General features: G+C 64.4%; 17 protein-coding genes. 14 read left to right on the top strand and 3 right to left on the bottom strand.

Translation table 11 applies throughout. The features are described from left to right. The first annotated feature begins 24 nt into the window (after positions 1-24). The 9 genes from murD (at position 25) to lpxC (ending at position 10,875) form a co-directional block, all read left to right on the top strand. Positions 25-1,404 (top strand): UDP-N-acetylmuramoyl-L-alanine--D-glutamate ligase, encoded by a 1,380-nt coding sequence (murD, locus tag ACGK9R_RS06435; RefSeq protein WP_394579425.1) that lies wholly within the window; start codon positions 25-27, stop codon positions 1,402-1,404. Then, positions 1,401-2,582 carry a putative lipid II flippase FtsW gene (gene ftsW / locus ACGK9R_RS06430; RefSeq protein ID WP_394579423.1) on the top strand — a complete coding sequence of 394 codons (1,182 nt, stop codon included), beginning with the start codon at positions 1,401-1,403 and terminating at the stop codon, positions 2,580-2,582. Before murD ends, ftsW begins: the two co-directional genes overlap by 4 nt. A gap of 14 nt (positions 2,583-2,596) precedes the next feature. After that, a complete protein-coding gene (gene murG, locus ACGK9R_RS06425; RefSeq protein ID WP_394579421.1) occupies positions 2,597-3,694 on the top strand; it encodes an undecaprenyldiphospho-muramoylpentapeptide beta-N-acetylglucosaminyltransferase in 1,098 nt (365 codons plus the stop codon). A 53-nt stretch (positions 3,695-3,747) separates the two neighbouring features. Next, positions 3,748-5,160: a UDP-N-acetylmuramate--L-alanine ligase gene (gene murC / locus ACGK9R_RS06420; RefSeq protein WP_394579740.1), complete on the top strand. Its 1,413-nt coding sequence runs from the start codon at positions 3,748-3,750 to the stop codon at positions 5,158-5,160. Positions 5,161-5,212: 52 nt separating this feature from the next. Continuing rightward, positions 5,213-6,142 carry a D-alanine--D-alanine ligase gene (locus tag ACGK9R_RS06415; protein ID WP_394579419.1) on the top strand — a complete coding sequence of 310 codons (930 nt, stop codon included), beginning with the start codon at positions 5,213-5,215 and terminating at the stop codon, positions 6,140-6,142. A gap of 27 nt (positions 6,143-6,169) precedes the next feature. After that, a complete protein-coding gene (locus ACGK9R_RS06410) occupies positions 6,170-6,898 on the top strand; it encodes a cell division protein FtsQ/DivIB (protein ID WP_394579418.1) in 729 nt (242 codons plus the stop codon). A 405-nt stretch (positions 6,899-7,303) separates the two neighbouring features. Beyond that, a complete protein-coding gene (gene ftsA / locus ACGK9R_RS06405; RefSeq protein WP_394579416.1) occupies positions 7,304-8,593 on the top strand; it encodes a cell division protein FtsA in 1,290 nt (429 codons plus the stop codon). Between the two features lie 34 nt (positions 8,594-8,627). Continuing rightward, a complete protein-coding gene (gene ftsZ, locus ACGK9R_RS06400) occupies positions 8,628-9,800 on the top strand; it encodes a cell division protein FtsZ (RefSeq protein ID WP_394579414.1) in 1,173 nt (390 codons plus the stop codon). Between the two features lie 163 nt (positions 9,801-9,963). Beyond that, complete coding sequence (gene lpxC / locus ACGK9R_RS06395) at positions 9,964-10,875, top strand: UDP-3-O-acyl-N-acetylglucosamine deacetylase (protein WP_394579412.1); 912 nt, start codon at positions 9,964-9,966, stop codon at positions 10,873-10,875. A 110-nt stretch (positions 10,876-10,985) separates the two neighbouring features. Here lpxC and ACGK9R_RS06390 read toward each other — a convergent pair whose 3' ends face one another. Next, positions 10,986-11,456 (bottom strand): DUF721 domain-containing protein, encoded by a 471-nt coding sequence (locus ACGK9R_RS06390; protein WP_394579410.1) that lies wholly within the window; start codon positions 11,454-11,456, stop codon positions 10,986-10,988. 87 nt (positions 11,457-11,543) lie between these two features. Between ACGK9R_RS06390 and ACGK9R_RS06385 the strand changes: the two genes are divergently transcribed. The 4 genes from ACGK9R_RS06385 to ACGK9R_RS06370 all read left to right on the top strand — a co-directional run bounded on the left by ACGK9R_RS06385 (position 11,544) and on the right by ACGK9R_RS06370 (position 17,005). After that, a complete protein-coding gene (locus ACGK9R_RS06385; protein ID WP_394579408.1) occupies positions 11,544-11,888 on the top strand; it encodes a hypothetical protein in 345 nt (114 codons plus the stop codon). Between the two features lie 78 nt (positions 11,889-11,966). Further along, positions 11,967-14,684, top strand: coding sequence for a preprotein translocase subunit SecA (secA, locus tag ACGK9R_RS06380; protein WP_394579406.1), 2,718 nt, complete (start codon positions 11,967-11,969; stop codon positions 14,682-14,684). Between the two features lie 55 nt (positions 14,685-14,739). Next, a complete protein-coding gene (argJ, locus tag ACGK9R_RS06375; protein ID WP_394579404.1) occupies positions 14,740-15,954 on the top strand; it encodes a bifunctional glutamate N-acetyltransferase/amino-acid acetyltransferase ArgJ in 1,215 nt (404 codons plus the stop codon). A 103-nt stretch (positions 15,955-16,057) separates the two neighbouring features. Further along, a complete protein-coding gene (locus ACGK9R_RS06370; protein WP_394579738.1) occupies positions 16,058-17,005 on the top strand; it encodes a Nudix family hydrolase in 948 nt (315 codons plus the stop codon). A gap of 61 nt (positions 17,006-17,066) precedes the next feature. Here ACGK9R_RS06370 and ACGK9R_RS06365 read toward each other — a convergent pair whose 3' ends face one another. Both ACGK9R_RS06365 and ACGK9R_RS06360 read right to left on the bottom strand, forming a co-directional pair. Further along, a complete protein-coding gene (locus ACGK9R_RS06365) occupies positions 17,067-17,966 on the bottom strand; it encodes a carbon-nitrogen hydrolase (protein ID WP_394579402.1) in 900 nt (299 codons plus the stop codon). Further along, positions 17,963-19,069: an agmatine/peptidylarginine deiminase gene (locus ACGK9R_RS06360; RefSeq protein WP_394579400.1), complete on the bottom strand. Its 1,107-nt coding sequence runs from the start codon at positions 19,067-19,069 to the stop codon at positions 17,963-17,965. The genes ACGK9R_RS06365 and ACGK9R_RS06360 overlap by 4 nt, the downstream gene beginning before the upstream one ends. A gap of 178 nt (positions 19,070-19,247) precedes the next feature. On the opposite strand from ACGK9R_RS06360, the gene ACGK9R_RS06355 reads away from it, so the two are divergent. Next, positions 19,248-20,489 carry a lipoprotein-releasing ABC transporter permease subunit gene (locus ACGK9R_RS06355; protein WP_394579398.1) on the top strand — a complete coding sequence of 414 codons (1,242 nt, stop codon included), beginning with the start codon at positions 19,248-19,250 and terminating at the stop codon, positions 20,487-20,489.

Raw genomic sequence — 20,489 nt, 5'->3', positions numbered from 1 at the left:
GCCGCTTCACTCGAGGAGCCCGCCATGCAAATACCCCAGGGAGTGACCGCCGTGATTGGGCTGGGCGTTTCGGGGCGCGCGATTTGCCGTCATCTGGCGCGCCGCGGCGTACCCTTCGCGCTGCTCGACACCCGCCCGGCGCCGCCGGGGCTCGAGGCGTTCAAGGCGCTCTACCCAACGGCACCGATTCACTGCGGCCCGCTTGACGAGGTCGATTTCAGCCGCGCCTTCGAGGTGGTGATAAGCCCAGGCGTCGACCCCTTTACGCGAGGGCTCGAAGGCCTGCTCGACGAGATCAACGACGCCACCGGCGAGCCCCGGCTGGTAGGCGAGATTGCGCTGTTCAAGCGCGCGGTGACCGCGCCCATCGCCGCGATTACCGGCGCCAACGCCAAGTCCACCGTAACCACGCTGCTCGGCGAAATGGCGCGCGCCGCCGGCGTCGACGCCGCGGTGGGCGGCAACCTCGGCACCGCTGCGCTCGAACTGCTCGATACTCGCCCGGACGCCGAACTCTACATTCTCGAACTCTCGAGCTTTCAGCTCGAAACGACCCCACACTTGGGCGCTGCCGCCGCCGCCTTTCTGAACCTGAGCGAGGATCACCTCGACCGCCACGGTACGCTGACGGGCTATCGCCAGGCAAAGGCGCGCATTTTCAACGGCGCAGAGCATATCGTCGTCAACGCCGACGACCCGCTGACCGCGCCGCCTACGGCCACCCGCGCCCAGGTGGCCTACTTTGGCCGTCGCGCTCATGAGACCGGACAGTGGGGCGTCGAGCGCGCGGATGGGCGGCAGTGGCTTGCTCATGGCAGTGAGCGGCTGGTCGCCGTTGACTGCCTGAACCTGACCGGTCAGCACAACTACCTGAACGCGCTGGCGGCGCTGGCGCTGGGCGAGGCGCTGGGCTTTGCGCGCGAGGCGATGGTGCGGGCGCTGGTGGCGTTTCGTGGCCTGCCTCATCGCAGTGAGACGATCGACACCCTCGGCGGGGTGCGCTTCGTCAACGACTCCAAGGGCACCAACGTGGGCGCGACCCTGGCCGCGATCGAAGGTATCGGACCCACCCTGGAAGGGCAGCTGGTGCTTTTGGCCGGCGGCGTCGGCAAGGGGGCGGATTTCACCGCGCTGGCGGCACCGCTTGCGCGCTACGCTCGCGAGGTGTTGGTGTTCGGTAAGGATGCGCCGCGGCTCAAGGCCGCGCTCGAGGGCTTTGTGAGCGTGCGTGAAGTCGACACCCTCGAGCAGGCGCTCGAGACGGCCCAAACCCTTGCGCGGCCGGGTGATTGCGTTTTGCTGTCGCCGGCCTGCGCGAGTCTCGATCAGTTCGCAAACTATGAGGCGCGGGGCGAGGCGTTTCGCGCGTGGGTTCAACGTAAGCGTAGCGAGGGGGAAGCATGAATCGACGTCAACGCTTCTTGAAGGCCGTGGCGACGCGCCATTTGCCCTGTGACGTATGGCTGATCGTGGCGGTAGTGACGCTGGCCGGGCTTGGTTGGATCATGGTCAGCTCCGCATCAATCGGGCTTCTGGAGAACAGCTACTACTACTCGCGCCAGCACGCGCTGTTTTTGCTGGTCGCGGGGTCGGCGTGTCTGTTCATGCTCTGCGTGCCGCTCGAAGCCTGGCGGCAAAACGCCTCGCTGATTCTGATGGTGAGTATTTTCCTGCTCGTCATGGTGCTTTTGGTAGGCCAGGAGGTTAACGGCAGCAAGCGCTGGATCTCGCTGCCCGGCCCGCTTCCCAGTCTGCAGATCTCCGAGCTTGGCAAGGTCGGGCTGATCTTCTACATGGCGGCGTTCATGTCGCGCTTCACCTACGAGCTGCGTACCCGCGCCTTCAGCCTGTGGCGGCCGATCGCGGTGCTCGCCGTGCCGGCGGGGCTTCTGTTTTTCGCGCCGGACTTCGGCGGCATGGTGGTCTATACCGTGTGCGTGATCGGCATGCTGATGATGAGCGGCGCTTCGATGGTGCTGTTGATCGGCAGCGGCGGGGTGCTCGCCTTCGGCGCGGTGATGATGGTGGTGCTCGAACCCTACCGGCTGGCGCGCTGGACGAGCTTTCTCGACCCCTGGGCGGATCAGTTCGCCACCGGCTATCAGCTGACCCAGGCGCTGATTGCCTTCGGTCGCGGGCATGTTACCGGTATGGGCCTTGGCAACAGCGTGCAGAAGCTGCACTACCTGCCAGAGGCGCACACCGACTTCATTTTCGCGGTGATCGCCGAGGAGCTTGGCATGATCGGCGCGATCAGCGTGGTGGCGCTGTTTACCCTGTTCGTCACCCGCGCCATGCTGATCGGCCGGCGTGCGGAGCTCGCCGGACACCTGTTTGGCGCTTACGTCAGCTACGGCATCGGCTTTATCGTCTCCGCGCAGGCCTTCATCAACATGGCGGTAAGCTCAGGGCTTCTACCGACCAAGGGGCTGACGCTGCCGCTGATCAGCTACGGCGGCTCGAGTCTGCTGGTCACCGGCATGATGGTCGGGCTTTTGCTGCGCGTCGACGCCGAGACGCGCCACCGGCCGCGGCGCCCCTCCACCCCCTATAAATCACGCTTCGAGCCGCGTTTATCTTGAGTAAGGAGTCACCTGTGACGACGAACCCCCGTCGACGCATTCTCATCATGGCCGGCGGCACCGGCGGTCACGTCATTCCGGCGCTGTCGCTTGCGCGCTCGCTTGCCGAGCGCGACGTCGACGTCGAGTGGCTGGGCAGCCCTCGCGGCATCGAAAACCGCCTGGTGCCCGAAACCGGCATTGTGCTCAATACCGTGGCGATCAGCGGGCTTCGCGGCAAGGGGCTTGTCGGCTGGCTGAAGGCGCCCTTCAATCTGGGCCGCGCCGTGCTCGACGCGCGGCGCGTGATCAAACGCTTCGCCCCCGATGTCGTCGTGGGGCTTGGCGGCTTCGCCAGCGGCCCCGGCGGGCTTGCGGCCAAACTCTGCGGCGTGCCGCTGGTGATCCACGAGCAGAACGCTGTAGCGGGGCTGACCAACCGGGTTCTGTCGAAGCTCGCCAACCGTACCTACGCCGCTTTCGACAACGCCTTTGGCCCCTACGCCGAGGTAATCGGCAATCCGGTGCGCGACGAGATCAAGGCCCTGGGCGAGAACCCGCGCAGCGCGGCCGAGCTCAGTACGCGCGCGCTGCGGCTGCTGGTGGTGGGCGGCTCGCTGGGCGCCGTGGCGCTCAACGAGCGTTTGCCGGTCGCCATCGCCGCGCTCGGTGAGCACAACCATCCCGAGATCTGGCACCAGGCCGGCCAGGGGCGCGAAGAGGCGGCCCTCGAGGCGTACCAGGCGCTTGGAGTGAAGGCGCGGGTCAGCGCGTTCATCGACGACATGGCCGCCGCCTACGACTGGGCGGATCTGGTGGTGTGCCGGGCCGGCGCCTTGACCGTGGCCGAGCTCGCCGCGGCGGCGAAGCCCGCGCTGCTGGTGCCGTTTCCCTTCGCCGTGGACGACCATCAGCGCGTCAACGCCGAGGTGCTGGTCAAGGCGGGGGCGGCGCGCTGCGTCGTGCAAAGCGAGCTTACTCCTGAGCGGTTGACACAGCTTCTCGATGAGCTTTTAACCCGGGACACGCTGCTCGAGATGGCATCGAACGCGCGCCGGGCCGCGCACCTGGACGCCACCGAGCGTTTGACGGCAGGATGCCTTTCGTTTGTGAAGCAAGGAGATTCGGCGTGATTGATTTGACAGGCGACCAGCCCACTCAGGCGAGCCGCATAAGCGGTCGCGGCATGCGACGCATCAAGCGTTTGCACTTCGTCGGCATCGGCGGGGCGGGCATGTGCGGCATCGCCGAGGTGCTCGCCAACCAGGGCTACACGGTCAGCGGCAGCGACATGCGCGCGTCCACCGTCGTCGAGCGGCTTCGCGGCTGCGGCGTCAACGTCTTCATCGGCCACGCCGAGGAGAACGTGCAGGGGGCCGACGTGGTAGTCGTCTCGAGCGCCATCGACGAGACCAACCCGGAGATCCGCTGGGCTCACGAGCACCGCGTGCCGGTGGTGCGCCGCGCCGAAATGCTCGCCGAGCTGATGCGCTTTCGCCACGGCATTGCGGTGGCCGGCACCCACGGCAAGACCACGACCACGAGTTTGACCGCCACGCTTCTGGCTGAAGGCGGGCTCGACCCGACCTTCGTGATCGGCGGCAAGCTGACCAGCGCCGGCGCCAACGCGCGCCTGGGCGAGGGCGACTACCTGGTCGCCGAGGCCGATGAGTCCGACGCTTCGTTTCTGCATCTGCAGCCGATGGTCTCGATCGTCACCAATATCGATGCCGACCACATGGCCACCTACGGCGGCGACTTCGAGCGGCTCAAGACCACCTTCATCGAGTTTTTGCACAACCTGCCGTTTTACGGGCTGGCGGTGCTGTGTACCGACGACCCGCACGTCAAGGGACTTTGCGATCAGGTCAAGCGCCACTTCGTGACCTACGGCTTCAACGAAGAGGCCGACTACCGCATCACCGATTTCAGCCAGCGCGAGGGCGAAGTCAGTTTTACCGCGCTGCGGCCCGACGGCGCGGCGCCGCTGCCGGTGCGCCTGGCGATGCCCGGGCGCCACAACGCCCAGAACGCGATGGCGGCGATCGTGGTGGCCACCGATGCCGGCGTCAGCGACGAGGCGATCCTCAAGGGGCTTGCGAGCTTTGCCGGGGTCGGGCGGCGCTTTCAGGTGCATGGCCACTTCCCGGCGCCGAACCAGGGCGGCGAGGTCATGCTGGTGGATGACTACGGCCACCACCCGCGGGAAGTCGACATGATCATCCAGGCGGTACGCGCCGGCTGGCCCCAGCGGCGGCTGGTGATGCTCTATCAGCCTCACCGCTACAGCCGCACGCGGGATCTGTTCGAGGACTTCGTGCGCGTGCTCTCTCAGGTCGATACGCTGGTGCTGCTCGATGTCTATAGCGCCGGTGAGCCGGTGATTCCGGGGGCCGAGGGGCGCACGCTTGCCGGCTCCATCCGCCAGCGCGGCGAGGTCGATCCGCTGTTCGTCGAGCACAAGGAGGAGCTGCCCGCGCTACTGAAGCGGGTGCTGCGCCCGGACGACATTCTGATTACCCAGGGCGCCGGGGATGTCGGCGGTATCTCGCTGGCGCTGGCGAAGGCCGGTCTGGCGTTGGATCAGGTTGAGCTGTGATCCGGGAATTTTGATTCAGGAACTGTGAGTAAAGAACTGTGAGCCAGGAATCATGAGCGAAAAAGCAGCGAACGGCGCGACCGAGAACGTAGTGGTGGTGTACGGCGGCACCTCCGGCGAACGCGAGGTATCGCTGAAAAGCGGCGCGGCGGTGCTCGAGGCGCTCAAGCGCCGGGGCGTGGCGGTGCAGGGCTACGATCCGCAAGAAGGTGGACTCGTCGGACTCGAGGCGCTGGCGCCAACGGCAGTGTTCATTGCGCTTCACGGGCGCGGCGGTGAGGACGGCACCCTGCAAGGGGCGCTGGAGCTTTTGAACATTCCCTATACCGGCAGCGGCGTACTCGCCTCGGCGCTGGGTATGGACAAGGAGCGCACCAAGCAGGTGTGGCGCGCCCAGGGGTTGCCCACGCCGGAGAGCATTACGCTGGAGGAGGGCGCCGACTGGCGCGCGGTGATCGAGACGCTAGGGCTTCCGATGATCGTCAAGCCGGTGCACGAAGGCTCGACGCTCGGGATCAGCATCGTCAAGAGTGAAGCCGAGCTCAAGGCCGCCTACACCGAGGCCGCACGCTTCGACGCCCAGGTAATGGCCGAGCGCTTCATCGAAGGCGACGAGTACACCGTGGCACTGCTGGGCGATCGCGCGCTGCCCGCCATTCGCGTGGAAGTGCCCGGCGGCTTCTACGACTACGAGGCCAAGTATCTTTCGGATACCACGCGCTACCATCTGCCCTGCGGGCTCAGTGACGCCGAGGAGCAGACGCTCGCCGCGCTCTGCATGAAGGCGTTTCGCGCCATGGGCGGCCAGGGGTGGGGGCGTATCGATGTGATGCGCGACGCTAAAGGCATCTTCTGGCTGATCGAGGTCAACACCGTGCCCGGCATGACCGATCACAGCCTGGTTCCCCAGGCGGCGGCCCACGCGGGCATCGACTTCGAGACGCTGGTCGTCGAAATTCTCGCCACCGCCAGGGCCTCCTGATGCGCTTTTCTGGCCAGCGAGCGTTCCATGAAAAAGCGTAACGCCTGGTTCGGTGTCATCCTGCTTGCGCTGCTGCTGGGCGGCGGCGGGCGGGCGCTGTGGCTTTGGCTCGACCGACCCATCGAGCGGGTCTCGATTCGCGGCGAGTGGGAGTACGTCAGCGCCGACTACCTGCGCACCCAGCTGGCGCCGCTGGTGCAAAACGCCACCTGGTTATCGGCGGATCTGGGCGAGCTTCGCAATCGCGCGCTCGATATCGGCTGGCTCTTCGAGGTGCGAATCTCCCGCGAATGGCCCAACGCCCTGGTGTTCGAGCTGGTCGAACAGCAGCCGGTAGCGCGCTGGAACGACGATTTTCTCCTCAACCCGGCGGGTGAGCCGTTCCCCTTCGCGCCGCTCGATGTGCCGCCGGGGCTTCCTGATCTGGCCGGCCCTGCCGGCAGCAGCGAAGAGGTGCTCGACTACTTTCAGCGCCTGACGCCGCACTTTACCTCGCTGGGGCTGGCGCTTTCCCAGCTGCGCCTCGAGCCGCGCGGCGCATGGCGGCTGCAGCTCGACAACGGTACCTGGGTGATGCTGGGCCGGCGTGAGCACGACACGCGCCTGGCGCGACTGACCGCCTCCTGGCAGCGAGAGCTTTCCCGCCAGGGCGATCAGATTCGCTATATCGATCTGCGCTACCCCAATGGCGTCGCCGTTGCCTGGCACGGGGAAAGCGAGTTCGAGCAGAGCGATGAACCGGGCGAGGGCGATTAAAAGATCGATTTTGATCGAAAGTGATCATCGAGGCGTTGAAGTTAGCGTTCGCCAACAAGGAAAAGCCATCGGTGGGGTTTAAATTCTCCGCCAAGCCCATTATCGTGGGTGGGAGCAGTCGTATATTGACACCGGTTTCTATATGATGACTCTGACCGCTTGGGGCGTGGCGCCGGAGTTCGTCGTTGCACTCCGGCAGAGCTTCCAAGCAGTGTTCAGTTACACCGTCTGGATACATTGATTATCTGTACAAATATACAGTTTTTAACGGTGGTGTACAGCACTTATCGATATCAGGTAACTGTTTACGCGTAATGCACGCCGCTTATTTATTGGTTACCGGGCCGTTGACGACCGACATCCGCCCGGCGTTTACAAGATTACTATAAGGAGATAACCCGACTCATGGCAGGCTCACCCAACGCATCCGGTATGGTTGTCGGGCTGGACATCGGAACGTCCAAGGTCGTCGCGATAGTCGGTCAACCCACCGATGACGGTGGTATCGAAATTGCGGGTATAGGCTCTCACCCCTCGCGGGGAATGAAGCGCGGCGTTGTGATCAATATCGAATCGACGGTTCAGTCGATTCAGCGGGCGGTCGAAGAAGCCGAGCTGATGGCCGGCTGTGACATTCACTCGGTTTACGTCGGCGTTGCCGGCAATCACATTAGCTCGATGAATTCAGATGGCGTGGTCGCGATCAAGGAGCGCGAAGTCACACCGTCTGACATTGATCGGGTTATCGACTCGGCCCGGGCTCGGGCCATCTCGGAAGGCCAGCGCGTACTGCATGTACTGCCTCAGGAGTTCTCGATCGACGCCCAGGGCGGCATTCGCGAGCCGCTGGGCATGTCCGGCGTTCGCCTTGAAGCGCAGGTGCATCTGGTTACTGCGGCGTTGAACGCGGTGCAGAATATCGAAAAGTGCGTACGCCGCTGCGGGCTGGAAGTGGATGCCATCATTCTGGAGCAGCTGGCGTCCAGCATGGCGGTGCTGACCGAGGACGAGCGCGAGCTGGGCGTGTGCATGGTGGATATCGGTGGGGGCACGACCGATATGGCCATCTTCAGCGAAGGGGCGATCCGCCATACGGCGGTGATTCCCATCGCCGGTGATCAGGTCACCAACGATATTGCGATGGCGCTTAGAACGCCCACGCAGCACGCCGAGGAGATCAAGGTCAAGTACGCTTGCGCGCTGACCCAGCTGGCCGCAAGCGATGAAATGATCAAGGTACCCAGCGTAGGCGATCGGCCGTCGCGCGATCTTTCGCGACAGGCGCTGGCGGAGGTGGTCGAACCCCGCTACGAAGAGCTGTTTACGCTGGTACGCGATGAATTACGCCGCAGTGGCTATGAAGACATGGTGGCCGCCGGAGTGGTACTCACCGGCGGTACCTCGCGCATGGAAGGTGTCAGCGAACTGGCAGAAGAGATTTTCCACATGCCGGTACGGATCGCCTGCCCGCAGAACGTGCGGGGGTTGGCGGACGTGGTTCGCAATCCGATCTATGCGACAGGCGTTGGGCTTCTGCACTACGCGCTGCAGGAGTCTCGCCACGGACAGGGTCTTGAGAGCCATGGGCGAATGAGCGCGCCGCACAAGGGTCGCGGTGATCTCGCCCAGCGTGATAGCAGGGACGGCCATTCGGCGCTAGCAAAAATCAAGGGCTGGTTCAAAGGAAATTTCTGACAGGGCCGCAAGCGCGGTTCAGGAGACGGGGCTTATGTTCGAATTGGTAGATAACGCACCCTCGAGCAGTGCGGTCATCAAGGTAGTCGGGGTTGGCGGCGGCGGCGGTAACGCGGTCAACCACATGGTCGAAAGCAACATCGAAGGCGTCGAGTTCATCTGCGCCAATACCGATGCTCAGGCGCTCAAGCGCGTTTCGGCCAAAACGGTATTGCAGCTCGGTGGCGAGATCACCAAGGGCCTGGGGGCCGGAGCCAATCCAGAGGTCGGCCGCCAGGCGGCGATGGAAGATCGCGAACGCATTGCCGAGCTGCTCGACGGTGCCGATATGGTGTTCATCACCGCCGGTATGGGCGGCGGTACCGGTACCGGCGGCGCGCCGGTGGTGGCTCAGGTGGCCAAGGAGCTGGGTATCTTGACCGTGGCCGTGGTCACGCGCCCGTTCCCGTTCGAGGGGCCCAAGCGGATGCGCGCCGCCGAAGAGGGCATGAAGGAGCTCTCCGAGCACGTTGACTCGCTGATCACCATCCCCAACGAGAAGCTTCTCTCGGTATTGGGCAAGAACGCCACGCTGCTGACCGCCTTTAGCGCGGCCAACGATGTGCTGCTCGGCGCGGTGCAGGGTATCGCCGAGCTGATCACCAGCCCCGGTATCATCAACGTCGACTTCGCCGACGTGCGCACCGTGATGTCCGAAATGGGCATGGCGATGATGGGTACCGGCGGCGCCACCGGCGAAAACCGTGCCCGTGAAGCAGCGGAAAAAGCCATTCGCAGCCCGCTTCTGGAAGATATCGACCTTCACGGCGCGCGCGGTATTCTGGTCAACATCACCGCAGGCCCGGATCTTTCGATCGGCGAGTTCAACGATGTGGGTGCCACGGTGCAGGAGTTCGCCTCCCAGGAAGCGACCATCGTGGTGGGAACCTCCATCGACATGGAGATGTCCGACGAGCTGCGCGTTACCGTCGTGGCGGCAGGGCTCGATGGTACCAAGCCCAAGCAGGCCGCCCGCGAGCCGGCGCGCCGCACCGCCGCCGAGCCCGCGGACTACCGCAAGATGCAGCAGCCCGCCGTGACGCGCCGCCAGGCGGCCAGCGCCGACGCTCAGGAGGCTTCTTCCAAGCCCCGGGCCGAGAAGCGCCGCCCGGCGGAGTCCGACGACTATCTGGATATTCCTGCCTTCCTGCGCCGCCAGGCCGATTGATCCAGACGTTAACGGCAGAAGTGCCCCACGAGCGTTTTAACCAGAGAAAGATTGGTTAAAACGCTCGTTTGCTGTTAAAGTAAACACTGTTCGATAACTTTTCCGTTCCCCGGCCGGGTCGCTTGTAGTTTGACCTCGCCGTTTTCAGAGTTCTACCACGCCCATGATCAGACAACGTACATTACAAAACGTGATTCGCGCTACCGGAGTGGGTCTGCACTCCGGAAAAAAAGTCCACCTGGCTTTGCGCCCGGCACCCGCCAACACCGGGATAGTGTTCGTTCGCACCGATCTGGATCCCGTGGTCCACGTGCCTGCCCGCGCCGAGCTCGTCGAGGACACGAGGCTTTGCACCGCGCTTTCTTTCGAGGGCGTCAAGGTCGCCACCGTCGAGCACCTGATGTCCGCGTTTGCCGGGCTGGGTATTGACAATGCCTATATCGACGTCAGCGCACCGGAAATTCCGATCATGGACGGTAGCGCCAGCCCCTTCGTCTTTTTGATCCAGTCGGCGGGAATTCTCGAGCAGGACGCGGCCAAGAAGTTCATCCGTATCAAGCGGCGCATCGCGGTGAGCGATGGCGACAAGGAGGCGGTGTTTCTGCCTCACCAGGGGTTCAAGGTGTCGTTTTCGATCGATTTCGACCACCCGGTGTTCGAGCAGCAGAACCAGGATGCGCTGATCGATTTCTCGACGACGTCCTTCGTCAAGGAAGTCTCCCGGGCGCGTACCTTCGGTTTCATGCGCGACCTGGAGTTTCTGCGCTCCAATAACCTCGCGCTTGGCGGCAGTCTCGATAACGCTATCGTGGTCGACGACTACCGTATCGTGAACGAGGGTGGGCTACGCTACGAAGACGAGTTCGTTCGCCACAAGGTGCTCGACGCCATCGGCGATCTTTACCAGCTCGGTTTCAGCCTGATCGGCGAGTTCCGCGGCGTGAAGTCTGGCCACGCGCTCAATAACCAGCTCTGCCGTGAGCTTCTGGCCCAGCCCGAGTCGTTTGAAATCGTCACCTTCGAGGACGAGCGTGACGTGGCGCCGATCTCCTACGCCGCGCCGGCCATGGCCTGATAGAGACCGCGGGCTCGGAAAGGACTCGGAACATGAAAGGGGGGGCAGCAGTTGAAAACCTTCGCGCCCCGCCCCATCTACAAAGCACCGCCCGGCGGTGCTTTTGTCGTTCAGGAGGTTGGGGCTTTGGGGGCTGCGTGAGAGGCGAGGCGTTCGAGCGCGCGCTTGAGTCTGGCGTCCTCGGTATCTCTGGCGCACTGGGCCAGGGTTTCGCCGGCGCTATTCGAGAGTGTACGGGTGTTGCGCGGCGCGGCCTTGATCGGGCGGACCGGACGCACCTTGAAATGAAATCCGACGACCGCCTCGAAGCCCGGCAGCTGGTGGAGTAGCTGTAAAAGCCGGCTCTGCTCGAAGCGAAGCCAGGCAAGCCAGCTGGCCTGACCGCTGATCAAGGTCAGGCGCGCGTTGCTGAAACCGCCAACGAAAATGTGTTCACGCATCTCTTCGGGCAGATGGGCGCGCAGGTGGCGCTGGGCCTGATCGATCAGGCGTGACTGGCGCAGCAGCTGGTTCACTTCAGACGAGCCTTCGAGCACCCGGCGGATGGGCTGGGCGCGCGAACGCTTAACCTTTATACTCATACGCTTAATTCCAGATAACCGAGTCAGTGCGCCATGCCGAGCAGGGCTGGACGCTGAGCCTAACACGCCAGGGAGCCGACACCCAGCATGCTATCAACGCCTGCGCCCTTCGAGCCAACCGCCCCTCGGCGCTCCCGCCGCTGCGGGCTGGCGCGCTGGTGGCTGGCCGGGCTTCTGGTCAGTTGCTTGTTGCCGGTCACGCTGTCACCGGCCAGCGCCGCCCAGGGCGAGCGCGCGGTGACCATTTGCCTTTGGGTGCCGGCGATGCTGCGCGTCCGCTCTCAGCGTATGGCGGTACGGCGTCGCCAGCGCGCCTTTGTAAAAAGGCCCCGGCGTCTCTTGTGTGCGCTGTCGCGCCCGCTTGTCTTCCCGGCTGCAACGCCCCGCGTCGCCGCGCTCGACGTACTCACTCAGCGCGGCCCGCCCCGGTAAACACCCCCTCGTCTTTCACTGCTTGATTTTTAAAAAAAGGGTGCTCCATCGGTGCGCTTGCTATGACCTGGAAATTTCATGATTAATACATTACTGCGCAAGGCTATTGGCTCGAAAAACGACCGCGACGTGAAGCGCATGCAAAAAAGCGTGCAGGACGTCAACAAGCTCGAAGCCGAGATCGAAGCGTTAAACGACGAGCAGCTCAAGGCGCAAACCGGCGAGCTTCGTACGCGTCTCGAGTCCGGTGAGGCGCTGGACAAACTCTTGCCCCAGGCGTTTGCCGTGGTGCGCGAGGCGAGTAAGCGCGTCATGGGTATGCGCCACTTCGACGTGCAGATGGTCGGCGGCATGACGCTGCACCGCGGGCGGATCGCCGAGATGAAAACCGGCGAAGGTAAGACGCTGGTAGCGACCCTTGCGGTCTATCTCAACGCGCTGCCCGCCAAGGGTGTGCACGTGGTGACGGTCAACGACTACCTCGCTCGGCGCGACGCCGAGTGGATGCGCCCGCTCTACGAATTTCTCGGGCTCTCCGTGGGCGTCATCTTCGCCGGCCAGACCGGTGATGAAAAGCGTCACGCCTACGCCTGTGACATCACCTACGGCACCAATAACGAGTTCGGCTTCGACTACCTGCGCGACAACATGGCGTTCTCGCTCGAAGAGAAAGTGCAGCGCGATCTGCACTTCGCCATCGTCGACGAGGTCGACTCGATCCTGATCGACGAGGCGCGCACGCCCCTGATCATCTCCGGCGCGGTGGACGAGAACACCGAGCTCTACAACGTGGTCAACGGCCTGGCCCAGAACCTCGAGCGCGGTGAAGTGAGCGAGGACGACGAAACGCCGGTCAGCGGCGACTTCGTACTCGACGAAAAGCAGAAGCAGGTCGAGCTCACCGAGCAGGGGCACAACCGGGTCGAGGAGATGATGCGCTCTCAGGGCCTTCTGGGCGAGCACGATTCGCTCTACGCCGCCCAGAACCTGAACCTTCTCCAGCACATGCACTCGGCGCTGCGCGCGCGCCATCTCTACCAGCGCGACGTCGACTACATCGTCGTCGAAGGCCAGGTGGTGATCGTCGACGAGCACACCGGGCGCAGCATGCCCGGCCGGCGCTGGTCCGAAGGCCTGCACCAGGCGGTGGAAGCGAAGGAGGGCGTCGCCGTTCAGCGCGAAAGCCAGACGCTCGCCTCGACGACCTTCCAGAACTACTTCCGCCTCTACGAGAAGCTCGCCGGCATGACCGGCACCGCCGACACCGAAGCCTTCGAGTTCCGCCAGATCTACGGCCTCGACGTGGTGGTCATCCCGACCAACCGGCCGCTGGCGCGCAAGGATTTGAACGACCTGGTCTACCTGAGCGCCGAAGAGAAGTACGAGGCGATCATCAAGGACGTGCAGGCGGTCACCGAGGCCGGCCGTCCGGTGCTGGTGGGTACCGCCTCGATCGAGACCTCCGAGTACCTGGCGCAGCTGATGCGCAATGCCAACATGAGCTTCAACGTGCTCAACGCCAAGCAGCACCAGAGCGAGGCGGAGATCATCGCCCAGGCCGGGCGTCCGGGTGCTGTGACCATCGCCACCAACATGGCCGGTCGCGGTACCGACATCATGCTCGGCGGCAACTGGGAAGCCGAAGCCGCCAAGCTCGACAATCCGAGTGATGAGCAGATCGCCGCGCTCAAGGCGGAGTGGAAGACCCGCCACGACGCGGTGCTCGAGGCGGGTGGCCTGCACGTGATCGGCTCCGAGCGCCACGAGTCGCGGCGTATCGACAACCAGCTGCGCGGCCGCGCCGGGCGTCAGGGCGACCCGGGCTCGACGCGCTTTTTCCTCTCGCTGGAAGATAGCCTGATGCGCCTGTTCGGCTCCGACCGGGTCAAGCGCCTGATGCAGGCGCTGGGCCTCGAGCGCGGCGAGGCGATCGAGCACAAAATGGTCTCGAACGCCGTCGAACGGGCGCAGAAGAAGGTCGAAGGGCGCAACTTCGATATCCGCAAGCAGCTTCTCGAGTACGACGATGTGGCCAACGACCAGCGCCGCGTGATCTACGAACAGCGTAACGACATTCTTGCTTCAAACGACGTCTCCGAGGCGGTGATCGGCATTCGTGAAGAAGTGATGGAGAGCACCGTCAGCGACTTCGTGCCGCCGCAAAGCCTGGCCGAGCAGTGGGACCTGGCCGGGCTCGAGGTGCATCTGAAAAGCGAGTTCAACCTCGATGCGCCGGTCACCCAGTGGGCCGAAGAGGACGACCGCTTCAGCGAGGAGAAACTGCGCGAGCGCCTGCAGGCCATGCACCGCGAAGCGTATGATGCCAAGATCGCCGCTGCCGGGCAGGCGCTGATCCAGCGCTTCGAGAAGCAGGTAATGCTCCAGGTGCTGGATACCCGCTGGAAAGAGCATCTCCAGTCGATGGATCACCTGCGCCGCGGGATTCACCTGCGCGGCTACGCGCAGAAAAACCCCAAGCAGGAGTACAAGCGCGAAGCCTTCGAGCTGTTCCAGCATCTTCTGATCAACATCAAGGCCGACGTCACGCGCATTCTGAGCCACGTACAGGTGCGCCAGCCCGAAGAGGTCGACGCCCTCGAGCAGAAGCGCCGCGAAGAGGCCGCTCGCGAGAAGGCCGCGGCACAGCAGGCGTCCCAAAGCGCTTCCAGCGCCGAGACCGAGACTGCTGAGAGCGCCGCGCCGCAACGCCGCGAGACGCCCAAGGTCGGGCGTAACGATCCGTGCATTTGCGGCTCGGGCAAGAAGTACAAGCAGTGCTGCGGCAAGCTCCAGTAAAGTTCAAGACTTGAAAGTTCAAGGCTTGTATTGACTAACGTAACAGGAGAAGAGCATGGCGGTGGGTCACTGTCCGTTTCCGAACATGCCGCCCCTTGATGGGGTGCGCCTTGGCTCTGCCACGGCGGGAATCAAGAAGCCGGGGCGTCGCGATCTCGTCGTCATCGAGCTGCCCGAAAGTACCGTGACCGCCGGGGTATTCACCCGCAACGCGTTCTGCGCCGCGCCGGTGACCGTGGCCAGGGCGCACCTGGCCGAAACCGCCTCGCGCTACTGGGTGATCAACACCGGTAATGCCAACGCCGGTACCGGCCAAATCGGGCGTGATGATGCCGAGCGCACCTGTAAGGCGCTGGCCGAGGCCACCGGCGTCTCGCCCGGTGCGGTACTGCCGTTCTCCACCGGGGTGATCGGCGAGCCGCTGCCGATGGAGCGCTTGTTGGCGGGGCTTCCCGCCGCCGTTGAGGCGCTCTCTGATAGCAGCGAGGCCTGGCGGCTCGCCGGTGAAGGCATTCTCACCACCGATACCCGCGCCAAGGGCGCCACCGCCACCGGCGAGATCGACGGCGAGCGTTTCTGCATCAACGGCATCACCAAGGGCTCGGGCATGATCAAGCCCAATATGGCGACCATGCTCGGCTTTCTGGTAACCGATGTGCGCATCGATCAGGCGCTGTTACAGCGGCTCTTGCGTGAAAGCACCGAGCGCTCGTTCAACGCCATCACCGTCGACAGCGACACCTCGACCAACGACGCCTGCATGCTCGCCGCCACCAATACCGGCGCGCGCGTCGAGAGCGACGCCCAGATCGCCGTTTTCCGTGCGGCGCTGGACGAAGTGATGATGAGGCTCGCCCAATCCATCATTCGCGACGGCGAAGGTGCGACCAAGTTCGTCACCCTGAACGTCGAGGGCGCTTTGAGCGTGGAAGAGGCCCGCGACGTCGCTTTCACCGTGGCCCACTCGCCGCTGGTGAAGACGGCGCTCTACGCCAGTGACGCCAACTGGGGGCGGATTCTCGCCGCCGTTGGGCGTGCGCCGGTCGCGAGTTTCGACGTCGACCGCGTAGTGATCGATCTTGGCGACGTGCGCCTGATCGAGAACGGCGGCCGCGCGGGGAGCTACCGCGAAGAGATGGGAAGCCGGGAGATGGCGAAAGAGGAGATCACCATTCGCATCGATCTTGGCCGCGGCGAGCACAGCGCTACCGTCTGGACCTCGGATCTCTCCCACGACTACGTCTCCATCAACGCCGACTACCGAAGCTAATCGCCGAGCACCGGCGCTTGCGCGGCGCCGGTGGCAAGCCTGGCAGTTTCGCGCCGGGGCCACGCCCGGCGCACCAAATGTGGAAAAGAACGTCATGAATGTAATGGTAAAACGACGGGTACACGTCGCCGCGGCCGCTATCGTCAGCGCCGACCGCAAGCAGGTGCTGATCGCACGCCGGCCCTCGAACGTGGATCACGGCGGTCTCTGGGAGTTTCCCGGCGGCAAGCTCGCGCCTTACGAAACCGGGCTCGAGGGCTTGAAGCGCGAGCTGCACGAGGAGCTCGGGATCGAAATTGTGCGCGCCCAGCCGCTCATTCGCGTTCATCACGAGTACAGCGACAAGCACATTCTGCTCGACGTCTGGCAGGTGCACAAGTTCAAGGGCGAGCCCTTCGGTCGTGAAGGCCAAGCGGTGCGCTGGGTGCCAATGGAAGAGCTGGTGGGCTATCCGTTCCCGGCGGCCAACCTGCCGATTTTGCGCGCGGTGATGCTGCCCAAGGAGTACCTGATCACCGGCGAGGAGCCGGACGCCGCGCGCTTTGAAGAGCGCCTGCGCCGCGCCCTCGACGAGGACGGCGTACGCCTGGTGCAGCTACGCGCTAAATCGCTCGAGCGCGACGCCTTTATCGAGCGCGCCGAGACGGCGCTTTCGCTTTGCCGCGAGTTCGGCGCCAGGCTCTTGCTCAACGGCGAGCCGGAGCTTCTGGAGCATGTCGACGCCGACGGTATCCACCTGACCAGCCAACGGCTGATGGAGCTGGAGCGTCGGCCGATCGGCGAGGGCAAGTGGCTCTCCGCCTCGACCCACGACCAGGCACAGCTCGACCAGGCCGCACGCCTGGGCTGCGACTTCGTCACGCTGTCGCCGCTGCGCACCACGCCTTCGCACCCGGACGTTGCGCCGATGGGCTGGCACGACTTCCAGCAGCTGGTCGAGCGCGCCGGTATGCCGGTGTTTGCGCTTGGCGGCATGACGCGTTTCGACGCCAATCACGCCCGCGCCGTGGGTGCCCAGGGGATTGCCTCGATTCGCGATTTCTGGAAGTAGGCGATTAAGCAAAAAAACGCCGGAGCCTCAGGGCTCCGGCGTTTTTTTAGTGCCGCCAGGGCTAGTCGCGGTAGCGCCGGGTGAGATCGCCGTAGGCGTCCACGCGGCGATCGCGAAGGTAGGGCCAGATGCGCCGGGTATTCTCGCTTCGCTCCATATCGAGGGTGACTACCAACTGCTCAGCCTCGACGCCGGCGTGAGCCAGCAGCTCCCCCTGGGGGCCGCAGATGAAGCTGCCGCCCCAGAAGTCGATTCCGCCGCCCACGCCGGAGTGATCCGGCTCGAACCCGACCCGGTTGGCCGCCAGCACCGGCAGGCCGTTGGCCACGCCGTGAGCGCGCTGAACGAGCGTCCAGGCCTCTTTCTGGCGACTCTTTTCGCCGTCGTCGTCGCTCGGGTCCCAGCCAATGGCGGTGGGGTAGAGCAGAAGCTCGGCGCCGGAAAGCGCCATTAGCCGCGCCGCCTCCGGGTACCACTGATCCCAGCACACCAGCACGCCGAGCCGACCCACGGAGGTGTCGATGGGGGTGAAGCCCTCGTTGCGCCTGGCATCGGCGTCGCCGGGGGTGAAGTAGAATTTCTCGTAAAAGCCCGGATCGTCGGGAATGTGCATCTTGCGGTACTGGCCCACGCGACCGCGCGCGCCGTCAACCACCACCGCGGTGTTGTGGTAGAGCCCGGCGGCGCGCTTTTCGAAAATCGAGCCGACCAGCACGATGTCGAGCTCGCGGGCAAGCGCCTCCAGCCGCTGACCCGTCGGCCCGTCGAGCGGCTCGGCCAAATCGAACAGCGCCGGGTCCTCGTACTGGCAGAAGTAGTGGGTAGCGTGAAGCTCCTGGAGCAGCACGAGTTTTGCTCCGCGCGCGGCGGCGGCGCGCACGCCTTTTTCCGACTCCGCCAGGCTTTTGGCCTTATCCGGCCAGGCACTCTGCTGGATTACGGCAACGGTCAAATGGCTCATGAGGCCTCCTTGAAAAGCGCGGTGTTGAGCGTGCCTTGGGGTAGCTGCATGGTCAAACAGTGCAGGCTGCCGTGCTGGCGAATCACGCTTTGGCACTCGATGGGAACGATCTGGCGCTCGGGAAACGCCTCGGCTAGCGCATTAAGGGCGGCCAGATCCGCCGGGTCGGCGTAGGTGGGCACGAGCACGGCGCCGTTGATGATGGTGAAGTTGGCGTAGGTGGCGGGCAGCCGGTGGCCGTCGTCCGGGTCGAACGCCGCGTCCGGCCAGGGCAGGGCGATCAAGCGGTAGGGCGCGCCGTTGAGCTGGCGAAACGCCAAAAGCTCCGCTTCCATCGCCTTCAGGGCCGGGTAGTGCGGGTCCGTCTCGTCGTCGCAGCGAACGTAGGCGATGGTATCCGGGCTGCAAAAGCGCGCCAGCGTATCGATGTGGCTGTCGGTGTCGTCGCCTTCCAGGAAGCCGTTGGCAAGCCACAGAATGCGCTCGACGCCCAGATCTGCTTTTAACGCGTGTTCGATCTCGGCCTGGGAGAGCGTGGGGTTGCGGTTCGGGTTCAACAGGCACTCTTTGGTGGCCATGAGGGTGCCCTGGCCGTCGGTTTCGATCCCGCCGCCTTCGAGCACCAGCGCGCGCGTCACAACGTCGCAGGCCCAGACGCCTTGCTCACCGAGCGCCTGGGTCAGAGCGTTGTCGCGGCTGGCGGGAAACTTGCCGCCCCAGCCGGTGAAGGTGTAGTCGAGCAGCGCCATCTCGCCGTTTTCCGCCATCACGCCAAGCGGGCCGTGGTCCCGCGCCCAGGTGTCGTCGGTGGCGGCCTGGACGAATAAAAGCCGCTCGCTGGCAACGCCCAGGCTCGCAAAGCGGAATTCCAGGCGCGCGCGCGTGGCGGCCTCCGAGACGCTTACGATGACGCGCTGGTAGCACGCGGCGGCCAGCACGATGCGCTCGAGCGTTGCCTCGATACGCTCGAGAAGCGGCTGCCAGTCGCCGTCGGCACGCGGCCAGGTAAGCTGCAGGGCGTCCTGGGGGTGCCATTCCGGCAGCAAACGGTAGGGGGAGTGTGCCAAGGTGTCGGTGCTCTTGTGGCCTTGAAGATCAAGCATTAATTAGCGCCGGGGCGGCCCGGTCAAAAGGCGCAATGTAGGGGCTCGCCGGGCAAGATGCAAGTGGTTGCGCCCGCGCGGAATTTTGCCCGAGCGTTGGTGTCGCGGCGAACGTTTCTCCATGCAGGGCGGTTAAAAAAACCGTACCATGGGTGCCAGTTAACCAAGGAATGATGCCATGCTTGATCGTTTGCCTTTTCTGGTGGGGCTGCGCTACGTGCGCGCTAAACGCCGGAACCACTTTATCTCGTTCATTTCGCTGATTTCGATGCTGGGGCTCACCCTCGGCGTAACGGTGCTGATTCTGGTGCTGTCGGTGATGAACGGCTTCGACTACGAGCTTCGCACGCGCATCCTGGGCATGGTGCCGCACACCAAGATCGAGTACCGCCCAGGGCTCGTCGAGTGGGAGGCGCTAGCCGACCGGCTGATCGAGCGCGACCGGGTGATCGGCGTGGCGCCTTACGTCGAGCAGCAGGGCATGTTCTCGGCAAGCGGACGCAACCAGGGCGCGATGGTGACCGGTATCGACCCGGCCTGGGAGGATCAGGTGTCGATCATCGGCGAGCACATGCGCGAAGGTGAGCTTTCTGATCTGGCGCCGGACTCCTGGAACGTGGTGCTCGGCTCGATGCTCGCCAACCGGCTGGGCGTGGGCGTTGGCGACCGGGTCACGCTTTTAGTGCCTGAAGCCTCGATCACCCCAGCGGGCGTGTTTCCGCGGCTCAAGCGCTTCACGGTAAGCGGTATTTTCAGCGTCGGCGCCGATCTCGACGGCAGCCTCGCCTACGCCAATATTTCGGACATGCAGACCCTGGCCCGGCTGGGCGACGTCATCGGCGGGCTGCGCCTGGAGCTCGACGATCTGTTCGTTGCCGGCAGCGAAACCCAGGCGATCGTCAACGAGCTCGGCCCGGGCTACATCGGCCGCGACTGGACCTTCACCCAGGGCAGTCTCTTTCAGGCGATCCAGATGGAGAAACGCATGATCGGGCTGCTGCTGACCGTGATCGTGGCAGTGGCGGCGTTCAATATCGTCTCTACGCTGGTCATGGTGGTGACCGACAAGCGCGCCGACATCGCCATTCTGCGCACCATCGGCGCCACGCCGCGCTCGATCATGGGTATCTTCATCGTTCAGGGGTTGACCATCGGTATCATCGGCATCGCGCTCGGCGTGCTCGCCGGGGTGGTGCTGGCGCTGACGATTTCCGATGTGATCGGCTGGTTCGAATCCGCCACCGGTATTCAGTTTCTGGATTCCGGCGTCTACTTCGTCAGCCACCTGCCTTCGAAACTGATATTTGGCGACATTCGCAATATCGTACTCGCCGCCTTCGGTTTGACTTTCCTGTCGACGCTCTATCCCGCCTGGCGGGCCGCGCGCGTGCAGCCGGCGGACGTACTGCGCTATGAATAA

The organism is Halomonas sp. HNIBRBA4712, assembly GCF_043558675.1.
GTDB lineage: Bacteria > Pseudomonadota > Gammaproteobacteria > Pseudomonadales > Halomonadaceae > Vreelandella.
Note: the sequence above shows the minus strand (reverse complement) of the source record. Positions and strands in the feature narration are given on the sequence as shown.